The 16773-nt window shown below is 67.2% G+C and carries 14 protein-coding genes; 3 read left to right on the top strand and 11 right to left on the bottom strand.

The window, feature by feature from the left end; translation table 11 throughout:
- Positions 1–103: 103 nt before the first annotated feature.
- Complete coding sequence (rhlB, locus tag AC5P5R_RS08630) at positions 104–1831, bottom strand: ATP-dependent RNA helicase RhlB (protein ID WP_100438949.1); 1728 nt, start codon at positions 1829–1831, stop codon at positions 104–106.
- A gap of 511 nt (positions 1832–2342) precedes the next feature.
- On the opposite strand from rhlB, the gene trxA reads away from it, so the two are divergent.
- The 3 genes from trxA (at position 2343) to AC5P5R_RS08615 (ending at position 6430) form a co-directional block, all read left to right on the top strand.
- Positions 2343–2672: a thioredoxin gene (gene trxA / locus AC5P5R_RS08625; protein WP_005411275.1), complete on the top strand. Its 330-nt coding sequence runs from the start codon at positions 2343–2345 to the stop codon at positions 2670–2672.
- Positions 2673–2900: 228 nt separating this feature from the next.
- Positions 2901–4646, top strand: coding sequence for a transcription termination factor Rho (gene rho, locus AC5P5R_RS08620; RefSeq protein WP_005414668.1), 1746 nt, complete (start codon positions 2901–2903; stop codon positions 4644–4646).
- Between the two features lie 209 nt (positions 4647–4855).
- On the top strand, positions 4856–6430 hold the full coding sequence (locus AC5P5R_RS08615) for a sensor domain-containing diguanylate cyclase (RefSeq protein WP_005411277.1): 1575 nt from the start codon (positions 4856–4858) through the stop codon (positions 6428–6430).
- Between the two features lie 34 nt (positions 6431–6464).
- Here the strand turns inward: AC5P5R_RS08615 and AC5P5R_RS08610 are convergent, their stop codons facing one another.
- The 10 genes from AC5P5R_RS08610 to queF form a co-directional block, all read right to left on the bottom strand.
- Positions 6465–7352: an energy transducer TonB gene (locus AC5P5R_RS08610; protein ID WP_005414669.1), complete on the bottom strand. Its 888-nt coding sequence runs from the start codon at positions 7350–7352 to the stop codon at positions 6465–6467.
- A 61-nt stretch (positions 7353–7413) separates the two neighbouring features.
- Positions 7414–9144 (bottom strand): bifunctional isocitrate dehydrogenase kinase/phosphatase, encoded by a 1731-nt coding sequence (aceK, locus tag AC5P5R_RS08605; RefSeq protein WP_100438951.1) that lies wholly within the window; start codon positions 9142–9144, stop codon positions 7414–7416.
- 146 nt (positions 9145–9290) lie between these two features.
- A complete protein-coding gene (locus AC5P5R_RS08600; protein ID WP_005411280.1) occupies positions 9291–9650 on the bottom strand; it encodes a hypothetical protein in 360 nt (119 codons plus the stop codon).
- Between the two features lie 53 nt (positions 9651–9703).
- Positions 9704–10120, bottom strand: a complete 417-nt coding sequence (locus AC5P5R_RS08595; RefSeq protein WP_005414671.1) for a roadblock/LC7 domain-containing protein — start codon at positions 10118–10120, stop codon at positions 9704–9706.
- Entirely contained in the window at positions 10113–10661 is a 549-nt protein-coding gene (locus AC5P5R_RS08590; RefSeq protein ID WP_100438953.1) for a GTP-binding protein, read from the bottom strand. Before AC5P5R_RS08590 ends, AC5P5R_RS08595 begins: the two co-directional genes overlap by 8 nt.
- Positions 10654–11616, bottom strand: a complete 963-nt coding sequence (locus AC5P5R_RS08585; RefSeq protein WP_100438954.1) for a hypothetical protein — start codon at positions 11614–11616, stop codon at positions 10654–10656. Before AC5P5R_RS08585 ends, AC5P5R_RS08590 begins: the two co-directional genes overlap by 8 nt.
- A 314-nt stretch (positions 11617–11930) precedes the next feature.
- Positions 11931–14153, bottom strand: coding sequence for an NADP-dependent isocitrate dehydrogenase (locus AC5P5R_RS08580; protein ID WP_005414674.1), 2223 nt, complete (start codon positions 14151–14153; stop codon positions 11931–11933).
- Positions 14154–14495: 342 nt separating this feature from the next.
- Positions 14496–15008 carry a hypothetical protein gene (locus AC5P5R_RS08575; protein ID WP_005411286.1) on the bottom strand — a complete coding sequence of 171 codons (513 nt, stop codon included), beginning with the start codon at positions 15006–15008 and terminating at the stop codon, positions 14496–14498.
- 44 nt (positions 15009–15052) lie between these two features.
- Positions 15053–15346, bottom strand: a complete 294-nt coding sequence (locus AC5P5R_RS08570) for a LysM peptidoglycan-binding domain-containing protein (protein ID WP_005411287.1) — start codon at positions 15344–15346, stop codon at positions 15053–15055.
- 285 nt (positions 15347–15631) lie between these two features.
- Positions 15632–16450, bottom strand: coding sequence for an NADPH-dependent 7-cyano-7-deazaguanine reductase QueF (gene queF, locus AC5P5R_RS08565; protein WP_076739663.1), 819 nt, complete (start codon positions 16448–16450; stop codon positions 15632–15634).
- Between the last annotated feature and the right edge of the window lie 323 nt (positions 16451–16773).

The following is a 16773-nucleotide window of genomic DNA, read 5'->3' as shown; positions in this document are numbered from 1 at the left end:
ACCCACACAACTGCCGGCCAGGGTGGGTGCCGACCGTTGGCCGGCACGCCCTTGAAGCCACCCGACCAACGGTCGGGTGCTACCCGCTGATCGGCAGCGCCGATCAGTTGCCCGACAGCATCCGGCGGATCTTGCGGCCGATGCGGGTCAGGAACGAATCGCCGGTATCAGCAGCCGTGCGCACCGGCTTGGCCACCACCTGCACCGGCGTGACCGGGCTGGCGCCATTGCCGGCGGCGTTCTGCACGCCCTCGGCACCTTCGACCGGACGACCGTGGCGACGGCGGCGGCGCTTGCGCGGCTTGTGCTCGCCGTCCACCGCACCTTCCGGTGCGCCTTCGGCACGCGGCGGGCGCGGCGGACGCGGGGCCTGGGCAGCGGCGCCTTCGGCACCGGCGGCCGGCGCGGCAGCGCCCTGCTCGCCTTCCGCGCGTGGCTTGCGCGGGCCACGCGAACGGCGTTCGCCGCTGCGCTCACCGTCACGGCCACCACGGCCACCACCACCACCGCCGGAACGGCCGCCACTGCGGCCACCGCCCCGACGTTCTTCCTCGGCGGCGCGGGCTTCGCGCGCTTCGCGGAAGATCTGGCCGACGCTTTCGTTGTCCTCGCCTTCCTCGCCTGCCGCCGGAGCCGGGCGTTCCGGGCGCGGCAGCGGGGTCAGCAGTTCCTTGGTGACCGGCTCGGACGGAATCTTCTGCTCGATATAGGCCTCGATGTCCGGCAGGCCCATGGCGTAGCGCTCGCAGGCGAAGCTGATGGCGTCGCCCTCTTCACCCAGGCGCGCGGTGCGGCCGATGCGATGCACGTAGTCTTCGGCGTCGAACGGCAGGTCGTAGTTGTAGACGTACTTGATGCCGTCGATGTGCAGGCCGCGCGCAGCCACGTCGGTGGCCACCAGGATTTCCAGCTGGCCCTTCTGGAAGCGGTTGAGCAGGCTCTCGCGCTTCTTCTGCGGCACGTCGCCGGACAGCACGCCGACACGATAGCCGGCCTTTTCCAGCGAACGCGCCACGCGCTCGACGAACACCTTGGTGTTGACGAAGACCATGGTGCGCGCGCCTTCGCTGCGCGACAGCAGGCCCAGCAGCAGCGGGATCTTCTCGTCGTCGGCCGGGAAGTAGATGCGCTGGCGCACGCGCGCGGCGGTGATGGTCTCGGCTTCGACCACCAGCTTCTGCGGCTCGTTCATGTGCTCGTAGGCCAGCTCCAGCACGCGGTGGCTGAGGGTGGCACTGAACAGCAGGGTCTGGCGGGTGGTGCGCTCCGGCATGCGGCGCAGCAGGAAGCGGATGTCCTTGATGAAGCCCAGGTCGAACATGCGGTCGGCTTCGTCCAGCACGCAGATCTCGCAGGCGTGCAGCGACACCACCTTGTGCTGCTTGACGTAGTCGATCAGGCGGCCCGGGGTGGCGATGATCACGTCCACGCCCTGCTGCAGCAGCTCGCGCTGCTTGTCGTAATCCACGCCGCCGTAGACCAGGGCGAAGCGCAGGCCCAGGTCGGAACCGAACTTCACCGCATCCTTGTGGATCTGGATGGCCAGCTCGCGGGTCGGGGCGAGGATCAGCGCACGCGGATCTTCCGGCTTGCGATCGGCCAGCGCCGGACGCGTCAGCAGGCGGTTCACGACAGCGACCAGGAAGGCCAGGGTCTTGCCGGTGCCGGTCTGGGCCTGGCCGGCGACATCACCGCCGGGCAGCGCGACCGGCAGGGTCAGCGCCTGGATCGGGGTGCAGCGGGTGAATCCGGCTCCTTCAAGGCCGGCCTGCAGGGCCGGGTGCAGCTCGAAGGAGGAAAAGGTCAAATCGGTCAGCGGTTTGTCGCTCATGAGTCCGTCTTGGTATGGCCGCCGGCCCGTGGGGCGGCTGGCACTTCATCGTCTAGGGGCACCGTCGCAAACTGCGGCCCCTGCGGCGGGTTGGCAGGCTGGGACCACCCGGTCCGCGCGCCGCACAATGGTCCAGTTTAACGCACTCGGGCCGGCAAACCGGAATGCCCCGTCTCACCGACTGGAGAGACGGTGCACCTTCATCCAGCCACACGGGACTTGAACGACCCCGCCGGTCCCGCTGGTGTCGCCCGCTGCCACCCCCATCTTCGGGAAGACAGTGAAATCCGACACATACCGGGCTTCGAAGCGATCACGATACGCTGGGTTCCAGCCGGCGCCTGTCCCCGCCCTGCGATAGGGGTACACTGCCGGCCGTGAGCGTCCAGGCATCCCGCCGAACGCACCGCGGCAGTGCGCCGCGAGGCAACGACGAGGGTCGCGCCACCGGGCATGGCCCAGTTCACCCACCTCCGGCATGGCCGGGTGCAATCCAAGACGAGAAACCAAGATGAGCGACAAGGTTGTACATGTCGGCGACGCCGACTTTGATAGCGCAGTGCTGAATTCCAAGGAACCGGTGCTGGTCGATTTCTGGGCCGAATGGTGTGGCCCGTGCAAGATGATCGCCCCGGCGCTGGACGAACTGGCCGATGCCTACCAGGGCCGCGCCAAGATCGCCAAGGTCAACGTCGACCACAATCGTGCGCTGGCCGCCAAGTACCACGTGCGTTCGATCCCGTACCTGGTCGTGTTCAAGGACGGCGAGAAGGTCGGCGAGCAGATCGGTGCGGTGGGCAAGGCCCAGCTGGCCGGCCTGCTGGACAAGGCCCTGGCCTGATCCTGCTGTTTTCCGGCAGCCGCCACCCGCGGCTGCCGGCGGACGCCCTGCGTCCATGATGAATGCTGTTCCCGGCAGCCCTTGCACGGCGCCGCAGGCCGATGATAGTGTCGGCACATCCGGCCGCGTTCGCGTGCCGCACCCTCTGGACGCAGTTTCTTCCAGACCCATTCCCAACGTTCGCCGCCCCAGCCGGGCGCTCGCACCTTCAAGCGAGGAATAACGCTCTTGTCCGATAACACTTCCGAAACCGGCAGCGCCGATGCGCCCGCCGAAAAGCGCGTGCGCAAGCCCCGCGTGAGCAAGGCCGCCGCCCCGGCAGCCGCCGAAACCAGCGCCGCTCCGGCGCAGCCGACCCTGCCGCTGGCCGCCGCGCCCGAGGCACCGGCCCCCGCCCCCGCACCGAGCGCGCCCGCCGCCGAGGCCCCTGCCAGCAGTGGCGGTGGCGAAGGTGGTGAGGGTCGCGAATCCGGCCAGCCGCGGCAGCAGAACCACCAGGGCGGTGGCCAGAACCAGGGCCAGAACCCGTACAACCAGAACGGCCAGCAGGGCCAGGGGCAAGGCCAGGGCAACCGCCGTGACCGCTTCCGCAACCGCCGCGACCGTGACCGCAACAACAACCGCTTCCGCGACGACGGCATGCCCAACGACGGCGGCGAGCAGCAGCCCTTCGTGCCGCGTCCGCACGCCAACGTGCCGGAAGGCTTCCCGGTCTATTCGCTGAGCGACCTCAAGCGCATGCCGGCACAGAAGCTGCTGGAAATCGCCGAGCAGCTGCAGATCTCCGAAGGCGTGGCACGCGCCCGCAAGCAGGATGTGATCTTCGCCCTGCTGAAGGTGCTGACCCGCCATGGTGACGGCGTCGCCGCCGACGGCGTGCTGGAAATCCTGCCGGACGGCTTCGGCTTCCTGCGCGCGGCCGAAGCCAGCTACCTGGCCGGCCCGGACGACACCTATATCTCGCCCAGCCAGATCCGCCGCTTCAACCTGCGCACCGGCGACCACATCTCCGGCCGCATCCGCTTCCCGAAGGACGGCGAGCGCTACTTCGCGCTGAACATCGTCGACACCATCAACGGCGAGCCGATCGAAGCGTCGAAGAACAAGGTGCTGTTCGAGAACCTGACCGCCCTGTTCCCGCGCCGCCGCTTCACCCTGGAGCGCGGCAACGGTTCGTCGGAAGACATCACCGGCCGCATCCTCGACCTGATGGCGCCGCAGGGCAAGGGCCAGCGCTCGCTCATCGTGTCGCAGCCGAAGGCCGGCAAGACCATGATGATGCAGCAGGTCGCCACCGCCATCACCACCAACCACCCGGACGTGCACCTGATCGTGCTGCTGATCGACGAGCGCCCGGAAGAAGTGACCGAAATGCAGCGCACCGTGCGCGGCGAGGTCATCAGCTCGACCTTCGACGAACCGGCCGCGCGCCACGTGCAGGTGGCCGAAATGGTCATCGAGCGCGCCAAGCGCCTGGTCGAGCACAAGAAGGACGTGGTGATCCTGCTCGACTCGATCACCCGCCTGGCCCGCGCCTACAACAACGTGGTGCCGAGCTCGGGCAAGGTGCTGACCGGTGGCGTGGACGCCAACGCCCTGCATCGCCCGAAGCGCTTCTTCGGTGCCGCGCGCAACGTGGAAGAAGGCGGCAGCCTGACCATCATCGCCACTGCGCTGGTCGACACCGGCTCGAAGATGGACGAGGTGATCTACGAAGAGTTCAAGGGCACCGGCAACAGCGAAGTGCACCTGAGCCGTCGCATCGCTGAAAAGCGCGTGTTCCCGGCGATCGACATCAACCGTTCCGGCACCCGCCGCGAAGACCTGCTGATCGAGCCGGAACTGCTGCAGAAGATCTGGATCCTGCGCAAGCTGCTGCATCCGATGGATGAAATGGCCGCGATGGAGTTCCTGCTCGACAAGATGAAGAACACCAAGTCCAACGACGAGTTCTTCGGTTCGATGAAGCGCTGATCCACGGCATTGCATCGAAAAGAACCTGCCGCTCGCTGCGGCAGGTTTTTTTTTACCTGCAGGGCGACCCACTTCACTTCACCGCCGCCCGGTTTTGGCGATAATCCGCCCGATGCCCTGCCCGGCCCCGAGGGCCTGGCCACCGATTCCCGCTGTCGCCCCTTCCGGAGAACCGGTCGGGTCCAGCCTCCTGCCGGATCCGTCGACGCATGCGAACGCTGTCTCCCCGCCTCAACCTGGGCAAGCTGATCCTCGCCCTGGCCCTGCTCAGCGCCATCATCGCGCTGGCCAACACCCTGCTGGCCAGCTACCGGGTGCAGCGCGACCAGCTGGTCGGCAACACCCTGGAGGCCAACCGCGTCTACGCCACCAAACTGGCCGAAACGACCCAGAACTTCCTGCTGGCTGCCCAGCAGGAACTGGCCTACGCCGCCACGCGGCTCGGCCAGGGCAACCTCGACCCGGCACAGGCCCAGGACGAAGCCAGCCGCCTGCAGCTGCAGACTAACAGCTTCAACTCTTCGCTGGTGGTGGATGCCGACGGCCTGGTGATCGCCACCTCGCCGCAGACCCTGCAGCTGCAGGGCGAAGTGCTGCACAGCGTCGGCAACAATGCCGCGCTGGCCGCGCGCCAGCCGATGATCAGCGACCCGTACCAGTCGGCCACAGGCAAGCTGCTGGTCTCGCTGTCGCACCCGATCTTCGATCGGCAGGGCCACTACCGTGGTTACGTCAGCGGCACCCTGTACCTGCGCCAGCGCAGCGCACTGCACACGCTGCTGGGCAAGCACTACTACCGTGATGGTTCCTACCTGTACGTGGTCGATCGCCATGGCCGCCTGCTGTACCACGCCGATGGCAAGCGGGTGGGCGACTACGTGGTCGGCAACCCCGCAGTAAAGGCCGTGGTGCGCGGCGAGCGTGGCGCGCAGCAGGTGCGCAACAACCTGGGCGTGTCGATGCTGGCCGGCTATGCGCCGGTGGCGGCCACCGGCTGGGGCATCATCGCCCAGCGCCCGACCGAGGCCACGCTGCAACCGCTGTCGCGGTTGATGACTGCGGTAATCTGGAACGCAATCCCGCTGGGCCTGCTGTCGCTGCTGATCACCTGGTGGTTCGCCCGTCGCATCTCGATGCCGCTGTGGCAGCTCGCACGCAACGTGCAGGGCGGCGAAGACACCGGCAATGCGATCAGCCACGTCAGCGGCATCCGCGCGTGGTACTTCGAGGTCGCCCAGCTCAAGCAGGCGGTACTGCACAGCTTCAATGCACTGCAGGACCGCATCGGCACGCTCAACCGCGCCAGCCGCACCGATCCGCTGACCAGTCTTCTCAACCGCCGCGGCCTGCAGCAGGCGCTGGATGCCCTGCAGGTACAGGGCATCCCGTTCGCGATCCTGGCGCTGGACATCGATCGCTTCAAATCGATCAATGACAACCACGGCCATGACGTCGGCGACGCTGCCATCGTCCACATCGCCAACCAGATGCGCCGCTACTCGCGCGACAGCGACATCCTCTGCCGCGCCGGCGGCGAGGAGTTCCTGCTGCTGTTGCCGGGCATCAGCGCCGAGTCAGCGCGACAGGCTGGCGAGCGTCTTCGCCAGCACATTGCCGACCATCCGTTTGAACCGGTCGGCACCATCACCGTCTCGCTGGGCGTGGCCCACTTCCCCAGCTTCCATGTCGATGCCGAGCAGGCGCTGCGGCTGGCCGACAAGGCGCTGTACCTGGCCAAGGAACAGGGCCGCAACCGGGTGGTGGTCTACCCCTACGCCGATTGACGCGAAGCCGGGCTGGCCGGCTCCGCAGTGATCGTCAGCCCTGCTCCAGCGGCGTCAGCAGGCGCAGGCCGCGCTTGGCGCCGTCCACCATGTAGATGCCGCCCTCGGGCAGCAGGTCGCTGCCGTTTTCCGCCGCGTCACCGGTCACCCACGGTGCGCGCTGCTTCGGTCCTGGAATGAAGGCGCGCCAGCGGCCATAGCGCTCGGCAGCGGCATTGCGATCATCCGAGAACGCATAGTTGACCGGCACGCGTACCGACCAGAATTCCCGTGTGACGTCCTTCCCGCTGCTTGGAGGAATGAAGGTCCACTTGCGGGCGGTATTGATGCTGGCCTTGGCCAGCACATCGCGCAGCTTGGCCATGGTCCGCTCCGGCCCCGCCACGGTCATGTTGACCTGCTCGGCGATGACGTCGGCCACCGTGCCATCACGGGCGACCTTGATGATCAGGATCACATCGCCCTGACCACCGATCCTCATTGCCTCGTCCGGATAGCGCGGCGGCGCCAGGCGCTCTGCGGTCACCGAATCGGTGGCCTTTGGATCGTACTCGCTGAAATCCACGCTGGTCATGCTGACTTCGTAGTCGCCCTTGCCCGTGGACTTGCCACGCAGACGCACCCGAAACGGTGCCTGTGCGGCGACGGCCTTGCCATCGACCCGCGTCGGCTCGAAACGCCAAGGGCGAATGGTGCGTTCAACAAACGCGGCAACACCCGGGCTGATGTTTGCCTTCTGATCGAGCACCAGAGCGCTGACTGCGCCTTCTGCCGTGACCTCGATCTTTCCGGTCAGTGTCATGCTCAATTCGGTGGTGGCACGAACCGCGCGCGTGGTCTGCGCGTTGGCATCGCCGGCGAACAGCGGAGCGCCGGCACCAACGGCCAACGCGAGAGCGAGGAACAATGGGGAACGCATCATTGCCGGATCCTTGGTGATGAAGGGCGAGAGTACCTCAGTCCCAACACCCATGACAGCTGGCTCACGCCAACCGGTGCGCGCCAGCATAGGGCGGCGTGTCCGGATAGTCACCTCGGGCGAAGCGTTCCTGCAGGCCCTGCCACCAGCCCGGGTCGAACAGGTGCCGGTAGTGCTCGCGCACCGCTGCCAGCTCTGCAGCGGGCAGGCCCATGAACGGGCCGAAGCGCTCGGGAAACACGTCGCGCGGACCCACATGGAACCATGGCTCGTCGGACATCGCTTCCTCCGGCGTACGCGGCTGCGGCCAGGCGCGGAACACGCAGTCGCTGACCAGGCACAGCTCATCGTAGTCGTAGAACACGGCCCGGCCGTGCCGCGACACACCGAAATTCTTCGGCAGCATGTCACCGGGGAAGATGTTGTTGCGTGCCATGTCGGTGATCGCCTGCGCATAGTCGAGCACCGCCGCCCGCACCGCCTCCGCGCCCTGCTCGCGCAGGTACAGATTCAAGGGACGAAAACGACGCTGCACATAGCACAGTGCGACTTCGACCTCGTCGCCATCGATGCGTACGCTCTGCGCGCACTGCTGCAGCAGTTCACCCAGCAGGGCCGGCGCGAAGCGGTCGCGCGGAAAGCGCAGGTGGCGATAGGGCTGTGCGTCGAGCAGACGGCCGACACGATCGAGGTTGAACACCAGTGCGTACTTCTCTTCCACCTGCTGCCGCGACATCGCCTTGGGCCACGCGAAACGGTCGCGGATCAGCTTGAACACCAGCGGGTAACTGGGCAGGGTGAACACCGCCATGACCATGCCCGGCGTGCCCTCTGCATGCACCAGCCGCTCCTGCGGGTGCTCGTTGAAATGACGGAAGAAGGTGCGGTAGCGCTCGGTCTTGCCCTGCTTGGCGCGGCCCAGCACGGTGTAGATCTCATCGATGGGCTTGCCCGGCAGCAGACTGCGCAGGAACACCACCGCATCACCGACCGTGGCCAGGTTGGCCTGGAAATAGCTGCGTGACACGCCGAACAGGTGGGCCACGTCCCGGCGCCGGGTCAGCACTGCATCGGCGCGCAGGCCACGCTCGTCGTTCACCAGGGCAATCACGCACGGCGAGAACCGGTGCTCGCCGAACACGCGGCCAACCAGGTAAGCGCGGCGCTCGCGGTAGAACACCGTGTCGAGCAGCTCGATGCTGCGTACCGGCGTATCGCCCCAGTGGGCCAGGTCATCCTGCAGGCGCACCGCGATGGCCGCGGCGCAGCGCAGCTGGTGCGCATAGGGGATATCGAAGCGATAGTCGGCCAGCACCCGCTGCAGCGCCTCCACCGGCCGCGTCGGCGAAACCGCGTAGGTATGCCGCGCCACCGGGTGGGTGATGGCATCGGAGGGTTCGACATCGAAGGCGATGAACTCCAGCGCCGGGTCCACGCCGCGGGTAGCGAACAGGCGTCGCGACAACGTGTTGTAGAAGGTCTTGTACAGCTCCGCGTCGATCAGGCCCTGCAGCAGCGCGCTGTAGCGGGCGTGCACCCGCAACCACAGCGCGCGCTCGCCGATCGCGTCACCGGCGAGGCGGCGCAGCGCATCCATCTGCTCGGCGATGCACAGGTCGTACAGGGCGATGCGCTCGACCGCATCCTGTCGCGCACCGGCCCAGTTGCGCTGCTCGAAGCGCTGCCGCGCCCGCGCGGTGATCGCCGCAAAGCGGGCGTGGTACTGCTCGAAACCGTCGCGGATGGCTACCGCGATGCGCGGTGCCAGCTCGGCAGCGATGTCAGGACTGGACATGCATGGCTCACCCGGGAGGACCGGCTTCACCATACGCTGGCGTGTGCGATGCCGTCGAGCGCGAAGGTAGTGCCGGCCGCTGGCCGGCAGCACCTGGACCGTCGATGGGTCGATGCAGTTGCCGGCCAGCAGCCGGCACTACTGGCTCAGATCGCCAGTTCGGCTTCCACGTCCTGCACCTTGCGCCGTGCCAATGCCAGGTTGGACCTGGTACGGTCCAGCACGATGTAGAAGAACAGGCCCTTCTTCTTCGCCACCGGGCGCATGATGTGGTACGCCTTGCCCAACGAGATCAGGATGTCCTCGATGCTGTCGTTGAGGTTCAGCGATGCGGCGGTCTTCATCTTGGCACGGATCACTTCGGTGTTGCCGGCGGCGGCCACTTCCATGTCCATGCCGGCACCGGCTTCGCCCAGCAGCATGCCGCTTTCATAGTCGACCAGCGCCACTGCCTGCGCGCCGTCGATGCCCATCAGTGCGTTCAACGATTCATTCAGTCCAGCCACGTCGCACCCCTTGTCGATGTTGGTTCGAGCCCCTCGTTCCCCTGCGGCCGGGCTCACGATCCGCCGAGTTCGGCCAGGATCGCCTGGCCACATTCCCTGCTCTGCCACAGCACCTGGCCGATCACGCTGCGCTGGTCGCAAGCCGCCATCAGCAGCAGCGGTGCGCGTCCCTCGGCCTGGATCGCCAGCATCAGCACCTTGCCGCCCGCGGCTTCCAGCATCAGCGTCTGCAGATCCCCAAGCACCAGTTCGCGCCCCACTGCTGCAGCCAGCGCCAGCATCGCGCTGGTCATCGCTGCCAGGCGTTCACCGCGCCCTTCGGCACCGGCACTGACCAGGGCGAAGCCATCCACACTGGCCAGCACCACCGTGCGTATGCCTTCCACCCGCTGCTGCAGGTCTCGCAGCAAGGGCTGCAGGCGCTCACGCTGGCCGGCGTCGGGCAGTAGCGCCACCTGCCCGTCAGCCATGCGCGGCCACCAGTGCGTGCGCTTCCATCTCGCCCATCAATACATCCATCAGCAGCAATCCCTGTTCGCGGTCGCGGGTATCCACGGCCAGTAGCGGCAGCGGCTGGTCATCAAGGCAGGCACGGGCGGCCCAGTCATCCAGCGCGGCGTGCGATGCCTGGTCGAGATGGGTGACGGCCACCACCAGCGCCAATGACGATGCGAACGGCCGCAACACCTGCAGATAATCCTCCAGTTCGGCAACCACGCCCGCGCGCCGCGCATCCAGCAGCAGCACGGCGCCGCGGGCGCCCTGCAGCAGGATCGGCCAGAGGAAATCGAAACGCTGCTGTCCCGGCGTGCCATACAGGCGCAGCCGCTCGCCATTGGGCAGGTCGATATCTGCATAGTCCAGGGCGACGGTGGTGGAGGCCTTGTCGGCACCGAGGCGGTCGCTGTTGGCCACGTCGGTGTCGACCACCGCGCCGGCCGCGATGCTGCGCACCAGGGTCGACTTGCCACTGCCCATGCCACCCAGCACCACCACCTTGTGCTCACGCATTGCGTTCGCTCCCACGCAGGTGACGCCACAGGCGGGCGAGCAGGCCGTTGTCAGCGCCGGCAGCGCGTTCCGGCAGCGGTACCGCCGGTGCTGCCTGCAGCTGCGCGTAACCGCACAGGTAAGCGGCATGGATGAAATCGCGCACGGCCGCAGGCGGCAGATCAAGCAACATCGCGCACTCGTCCACCGTGCACGCGCGCTTGAGCAGCAGCGAGCACAGGCGGAAGCCATCATGGTCATGGCCCAGCACACGGAAGTCGGGCCAGCGCAGCAGCTTTACCGAAGCACCGCGCAGGCGTTCGTCCAGTGCCTGCCAATGGCGGCTGCGTTGCGCCCATTGCCACAGCAGCGGCCGCAGTGGCTGGCGTGGCCGCTCGCCGGCCAGGCCATGCAGGCGTGCGGGTGTCAGCGCATCCAGCTGCAGGCGTTCGAAGGCATCGGCCAAACGCTCCACCAGGGCCGTAGCCGGTTCCTGCAGCAGCACGGCCTGGTCATGCTCCAGGTCCATCAGCAGCAGAGGCTCGCCCGCATCACTCAACAGGGCCTGGCCCTGTCGCAGCGGCAGCCGCTCGCGCAGCAGACGGGTGATGGCATGCGCACCCTCAGCCAGGCGGATCGGTGCGGGTGCGTGCATGGCCAAGGGCTCCACTGCCAACTGCATGCGACGCAGCGCGCGACCGATGGCACTGTCATCAAGCACGTCCTGGTGCCCGTCGCCATCACGCAGCTGGCCGCCGATGTCTTCGATCCAGCACTGCAGTCGCGGACGTTGCTGGCGCATGCGCTGGGCCGCGTTGCGCAGCGCCGGCGTATCGCGGATGACCAGCAGGTCGCAATCGTCCAGGTCCTGGCTGCGGCGGATCTGGCCGTCCGGCAGGGCCGACGCCACGCGCAGCCGCTGCAGCAGGGCCTGCTCGCCCTGGATGTCGGTTCCCACTACCAGCACGCGTGCCATCCGTGTTCCCCGTGCGGCCACCTCCCCGGTGGCCTCGCGTCGCCAAGGCTAGGGCATCGCCAGCGGCAGCCGTCGTGATCGACTGCTCAGATCGGGGGCGGTTGCAGACGGTGCCCGATCAGTTCTGCGACGGCCATCGCGGGCAAGTTTCATGCCTCGTTGACGACATTCCGACAGCCGACGGGAATCACGGTTCTGGACGCGGGTCGAATGGGGTCAGAACCCTTTTGCATGGCAAAAGGGTTCTGACCCGGAGCCCAAAAGAAACCCGCGCCGAAGCGCGGGTTCCGGTGTCACGACCGGACGGCGATGGATCAGCCGCGCAGCTGCTCCAGCGCGGCGTTGAAGGTCGCGCTCGGGCGCATCGCCTTGCTCGCCTTGGCGACGTCCGGGCGGTAGTAGCCGCCGATGTCCACGGCCTTGCCCTGCACCGCGATCAGCTCTTCGACGATCTTCTGCTCGTTGTCGGTCAGTGCCTTGGCCAGCGGTGCGAAGCGTGCCTTCAGTGCCGCATCTTCGTCCTGTGCGGCCAGCGCCTGCGCCCAGTACAGCGCGATGTAGAAGTGGCTGCCACGGTTGTCGATGCCACCCAGCTTGCGCGACGGCGACTTGTCGTTGTCCAGGAACTGGCCGTTGGCTTCGTCCAGCGCCTTGGCCAGCACGCGGGCGGCGGCGTTGTCGTAGCGGTTGCCCAGGTGTTCCAGCGACGCGGCCAGGGCCAGGAACTCACCCAGCGAATCCCAGCGCAGGTAGTCCTCTTCGACGAACTGCTGCACGTGCTTCGGGGCCGAACCACCGGCGCCGGTCTCGAACAGGCCGCCACCGGCCATCAGCGGCACGATCGACAGCATCTTGGCGCTGGTGCCCAGCTCCATGATCGGGAACAGGTCGGTCAGGTAGTCGCGCAGCACGTTGCCGGTCACCGAGATGGTGTCCTCGCCCTTGCGGATGCGGTCCAGCGAGAACGCGGTGGCTTCCACCGGCGGCAGGATGCGGATGTCCAGGCCGGTGGTGTCGTGGTTCTTCAGGTACTGCTCGACCTTGGCGATGACCTGCGCGTCGTGGGCGCGGGCGGCATCCAGCCAGAACACGGCCGGGGTGCTGCTCAGGCGGGCGCGTTCGACGGCCAGCTTGACCCAGTCCTGGATCGGCGCGTCCTTGGTCTGGCACATGCGCCAGATGTCACCGGCTTCCACGGCGTGTTCGAACACCACGTTGCCGGCATCGTCGGTGACCTTGACCACGCCGTCGGCAGCAATCTGGAAGGTCTTGTCGTGCGAACCGTACTCTTCGGCCTTCTGCGCCATCAGGCCGACGTTCGGCACCGAGCCCATGGTGGCCGGGTCGAAGGCGCCGTGCGCCTTGCAGTCGTCGATGACGGCCTGGTACACGCCGGCGTAGCAGCGGTCCGGAATGACCGCCTTGGTGTCCTGCAGCTTGCCTTCGGCATTCCACATCTTGCCGGAGTCGCGGATCATCGCCGGCATCGAGGCGTCGACGATCACGTCGCTCGGCACGTGCAGGTTGGTGATGCCCTTGTCCGAATTGACCATGGCCACGCCCGGACGCTGCGCGTATTCGGCGGCCAGGTCCGCTTCGATCGCGGCGCGGGTGGCTTCCGGCAGCGACGGCAGGCGCGCGGCCAGGTCACCGATGCCGTTGTTGGCATCGAAACCGGCCTGCTTGAGCACGTCGGCGTGCTTGGCCAGCACGTCCTTGTAGAACTCGTTGACCGCCACGCCGAACATGATCGGGTCGGAGACCTTCATCATGGTCGCCTTCAGGTGCAGCGAGAACAGCACGCCCTGGGCCTTGGCATCGGCGATCTGCTCACCGATGAACGCGGCCAGCGCCTTGCGGCTCATGACGGCGGCATCGACGATCTCGCCGGCCTTGACCGTGGTCTTTTCCTTCAGCACGACGGCGCTGCCGTCCTTGCCGTGGAAGGTGATCTTCAGCGCACCGGCGTTGGCCAGGGTGGCCGACTTCTCGCTGCCGTAGAAATCGCCGGCGGCCATGTGCGCGACGTGCGACTTCGAATCCGACGCCCAGGCGCCCATGCGGTGCGGGTGCTTGCGCGCGTAGTTCTTCACCGACAGCGGTGCACGGCGGTCGGAGTTGCCTTCGCGCAGCACCGGGTTCACCGCACTGCCCTTGACCTTGTCGTAGCGCGCCTTGTAGTCGCGCTGCTGGTCGTCGGCCGGGGTTTCCGGGTAATCCGGCAGCGGATAGCCCTGGTCCTGCAGTTCCTTGATGGCCGCCTTCAACTGCGGCACAGAGGCGGAGATGTTCGGCAGCTTGATGATGTTGGCGTCCGGGGTGGTCGCCAGCTGGCCCAGCTCGGCCAGGTCGTCGCTGACCTTCTGCGCGTCGGACAGCAGTTCCGGGAACTGCGACAGGATGCGGCCGGACAGCGAGATGTCACGGGTTTCCACCACGATGCCGGCAGTGGCGGTGTAGGCGTCGACGATCGGCAGCAGCGACTGGGTCGCCAGGAACGGTGCTTCGTCGGTCAGCGTGTAGAGGATCTTGGACATGGGGGACTTGGACTCTGTAGCAATGCTCAGGGGAAGGCCGGCGCCAGCGCCGGGCCACGTGCAACCGTGTCGCTTTCCCCCGTCGCCGTCAGGGTGGGCGCGCGGCGGGGAAACCCCTGCATTGTCGCGTTTTCAGCCGCGCGGGGCAAAGCCGCGCCATACGCGGCGGTACTGCACGGCGGCAACGCTGTGATCCATCCACGCACGGCGTGGATCTGCGCGAACGCCGCCGTCAGTGGATCCACGCCATGCATGGATGAAGCCAGCCACCGGCCAATAAAAAAGGACGCAGCCTTGCGGCTGCGTCCATCGTGAGTCCTGCCGGGAGAGAGTCGGCAGGACTTACTTGACCTCGAACTCCTGCGGCGTTCCAGCCGCCTTGCCATCGACCGTGACCTCGGCGCGGTACTTGCCGGCCGGCCAGCCCTTTGCATTCTTGAATGTGACGTTGGTGGTCTCCGCGCCGCTGGCATTCAGGGTCGCGGTCTGTTCGCCGGCCACCTGGCCGTCCTGGAAGGTCAGCTTGGCACCGACATTGACGTTGTTGGCGGCGCCATCGGTCTTGACCGAGACGATGACATCATCCTTCGGCGAGAACAGTGCAGCCGGGGCGACCGATTTGTCGGCGGCAGCGGTCTTGCCCACGGTGACGGTGGAAACGCTGACCGCAGCAGCTTCCGCCATCGGCGGCGGTGCACCGGTCATCGGTGCCGGCGCTGCCGGCTCGGCCGGAGCCGTGGCGGCCGGAGCGGCGTTGGTGTCGGTCGACTCTTCCTTCTTCTTGCAACCGACCAAGGCAACGCTGCCCAGCAGGGCGGCGATCAGGGCGGTCTGGAGCGGGGTGGTCTTGATCATTCGGGGTTCCTCCCAGGGATTGTCGGACGGCGTTTGATCGCCGCTTACTTCGGCGGCAGTTTCAGGGTCTGGCCCGGGAAGATCTTGTCCGGGTCGTCAAGCACATCGCGATTGGCTTCGAAGATCTTTTTCCAGGCGTTGGCGTCGCCCAGATGCTGCTTGGCGATCTTCGACAGCGAGTCACCCTTCTGCACGGTATAGGTGCCGCCGCTGACGATCTCGGCGGTGCTGTCCACCGAAGCGCTCACGCCGGAGAAGTCCGCCTTCGGCACCTGCTCGGCGGTACTGTCGACGCTGGCGCTGACGCCGGAGAAATCGGCTTTCTTCTCGGTACTCATCCACAACTCCCGTCTGCATGACTACGTGGCTCGCACGGTGCCATGGCGGTTGTTAAATGGGGATGGTGCAGATGTGAAGCCGCCCCGGGGGGCGGCTGAACAATCGGGAGAGACGGTGCCCGGTAGTGCCGGCCACTGGCCGGCTGTGCCAGGGGGATCCGGCCTTGGCCGATTGCCGGCCAGCGGCCGGCACTACCCGTAACCGCCTGCGAATCATGGTAGTGCCGGCCGCTGGCCGGCGCTCGCCGGGCATGGCCCGGCACAACGGGCAACCGCCTGCGGCGGTTACTGGCGCAGTTCGCGGTAGGTCGCGACCGGGGCGGCAATGCCGGGACTGGCGCGCCACGGGTTGATGTCCAGGCCGCCACGGCGGGTATAGCGCGCCTCCACTTCCAGCCATTGCGGCTGGCAGCGCGCAGACACCTCGCTGAAGATCCGCTCAACGCACTGCTCGTGGAACTCGGCGTGCTCGCGGTAGCTGACCAGATAGCGCAGCAGGCCGGCACGATCGATCTTCGGCCCGCGGTAACGCAGGCTGACCGTCGCCCAGTCCGGCTGGCCGGTGACCGGGCAGTTGGACTTCAGCAGTGCCGAGACCAGGGTCTCCTCCACCACCTCACCGGCATTGGCCAAGAGAAAGTCCGCCTGCGGCGGGCCGTAGCAGTCGATCTCCAGCTCCAGCCCGTCGATGGATTCACCGAGCGGCGTCTCGCGCAGGCCCGGCAGCCCGAACTCGACCTGGACCGGCGCACCGGCACAATCCGACAGATCCGCCACGATGCGCGCGCGCAGTGCCTCGGCGCTGTCGATGCGGGTGCTGTTGAGGGAGTTGAGGTACAGCTTGAACGACTTCGATTCGATCAGCCGCGGCGACGTGCACGGCACCTGCACGGTGGCCACGGCCACCTGCGGCTTGCCACGCGGGTCGAGCCAGCTCAGCTCGAAGGCGTGCCAGCGGTCATGGCCGACGAACGGCAGCGCGGCGTCATCGAGGCCGATCTCGGCGCGGGCGCCGCTGCGGGGGATGGGAAACAGCAGGCCGGGATCGTACTGCGACGGGTAACTGACCTCGCGACCGAGGCTGGAATCCTGTGGGGTGTTCATGGGGGGCATTGTATCGCGCGGACGGCGGGCCTTCGGCCGGGCCGGCCAACGGCGGAGCCCCTCCGTGGTGGTTTTGTTGGTTGGTCGTGGAAGGCGGTCTATCGGCTTGGCCGGGTGGGTAGGCGGGTCGGGGGACGCCGTAAACCCGTCCTTGGGGGCTTGGCCGCGGCATCCATGCCGCGGACTGATCTGGCCCCCCGTCAGCGGACGCCAAGAAGCGATACTTTGATCGCACTTGGAGGTCCCTTATGTCCCGTATCACCCGCCGTAGCTACACCGATGAGTTCAAGCACCAAGCCGTGGAGTTGGCCGAGTCGCTCGGG

The organism is Stenotrophomonas sp. YJH_SMC_19 (assembly GCF_059367915.1).
This window is presented reverse-complemented; position numbering and strand designations above follow the sequence as displayed.

Bases quoted from the DNA above. Each gene is read 5' to 3' on its own strand.
- rhlB (WP_100438949.1), bottom strand. From the start codon at position 1,831: ATGAGCGACAAACCGCTGACCGATTTGACCTTTTCCTCCTTCGAGCTG.
- AC5P5R_RS08580 (WP_005414674.1), bottom strand. From the start codon at position 14,153: ATGTCCAAGATCCTCTACACGCTGACCGACGAAGCACCGTTCCTGGCG.
- trxA (WP_005411275.1), top strand. From the start codon at position 2,343: ATGAGCGACAAGGTTGTACATGTCGGCGACGCCGACTTTGATAGCGCA.
- AC5P5R_RS08595 (WP_005414671.1), bottom strand. From the start codon at position 10,120: ATGGCTGACGGGCAGGTGGCGCTACTGCCCGACGCCGGCCAGCGTGAG.
- AC5P5R_RS08575 (WP_005411286.1), bottom strand. From the start codon at position 15,008: ATGATCAAGACCACCCCGCTCCAGACCGCCCTGATCGCCGCCCTGCTG.
- aceK (WP_100438951.1), bottom strand. From the start codon at position 9,144: ATGTCCAGTCCTGACATCGCTGCCGAGCTGGCACCGCGCATCGCGGTA.
- AC5P5R_RS08615 (WP_005411277.1), top strand. From the start codon at position 4,856: ATGCGAACGCTGTCTCCCCGCCTCAACCTGGGCAAGCTGATCCTCGCC.
- AC5P5R_RS08590 (WP_100438953.1), bottom strand. From the start codon at position 10,661: ATGCGTGAGCACAAGGTGGTGGTGCTGGGTGGCATGGGCAGTGGCAAG.
- AC5P5R_RS08570 (WP_005411287.1), bottom strand. From the start codon at position 15,346: ATGAGTACCGAGAAGAAAGCCGATTTCTCCGGCGTCAGCGCCAGCGTC.
- queF (WP_076739663.1), bottom strand. From the start codon at position 16,450: ATGAACACCCCACAGGATTCCAGCCTCGGTCGCGAGGTCAGTTACCCG.
- AC5P5R_RS08610 (WP_005414669.1), bottom strand. From the start codon at position 7,352: ATGATGCGTTCCCCATTGTTCCTCGCTCTCGCGTTGGCCGTTGGTGCC.
- AC5P5R_RS08585 (WP_100438954.1), bottom strand. From the start codon at position 11,616: ATGGCACGCGTGCTGGTAGTGGGAACCGACATCCAGGGCGAGCAGGCC.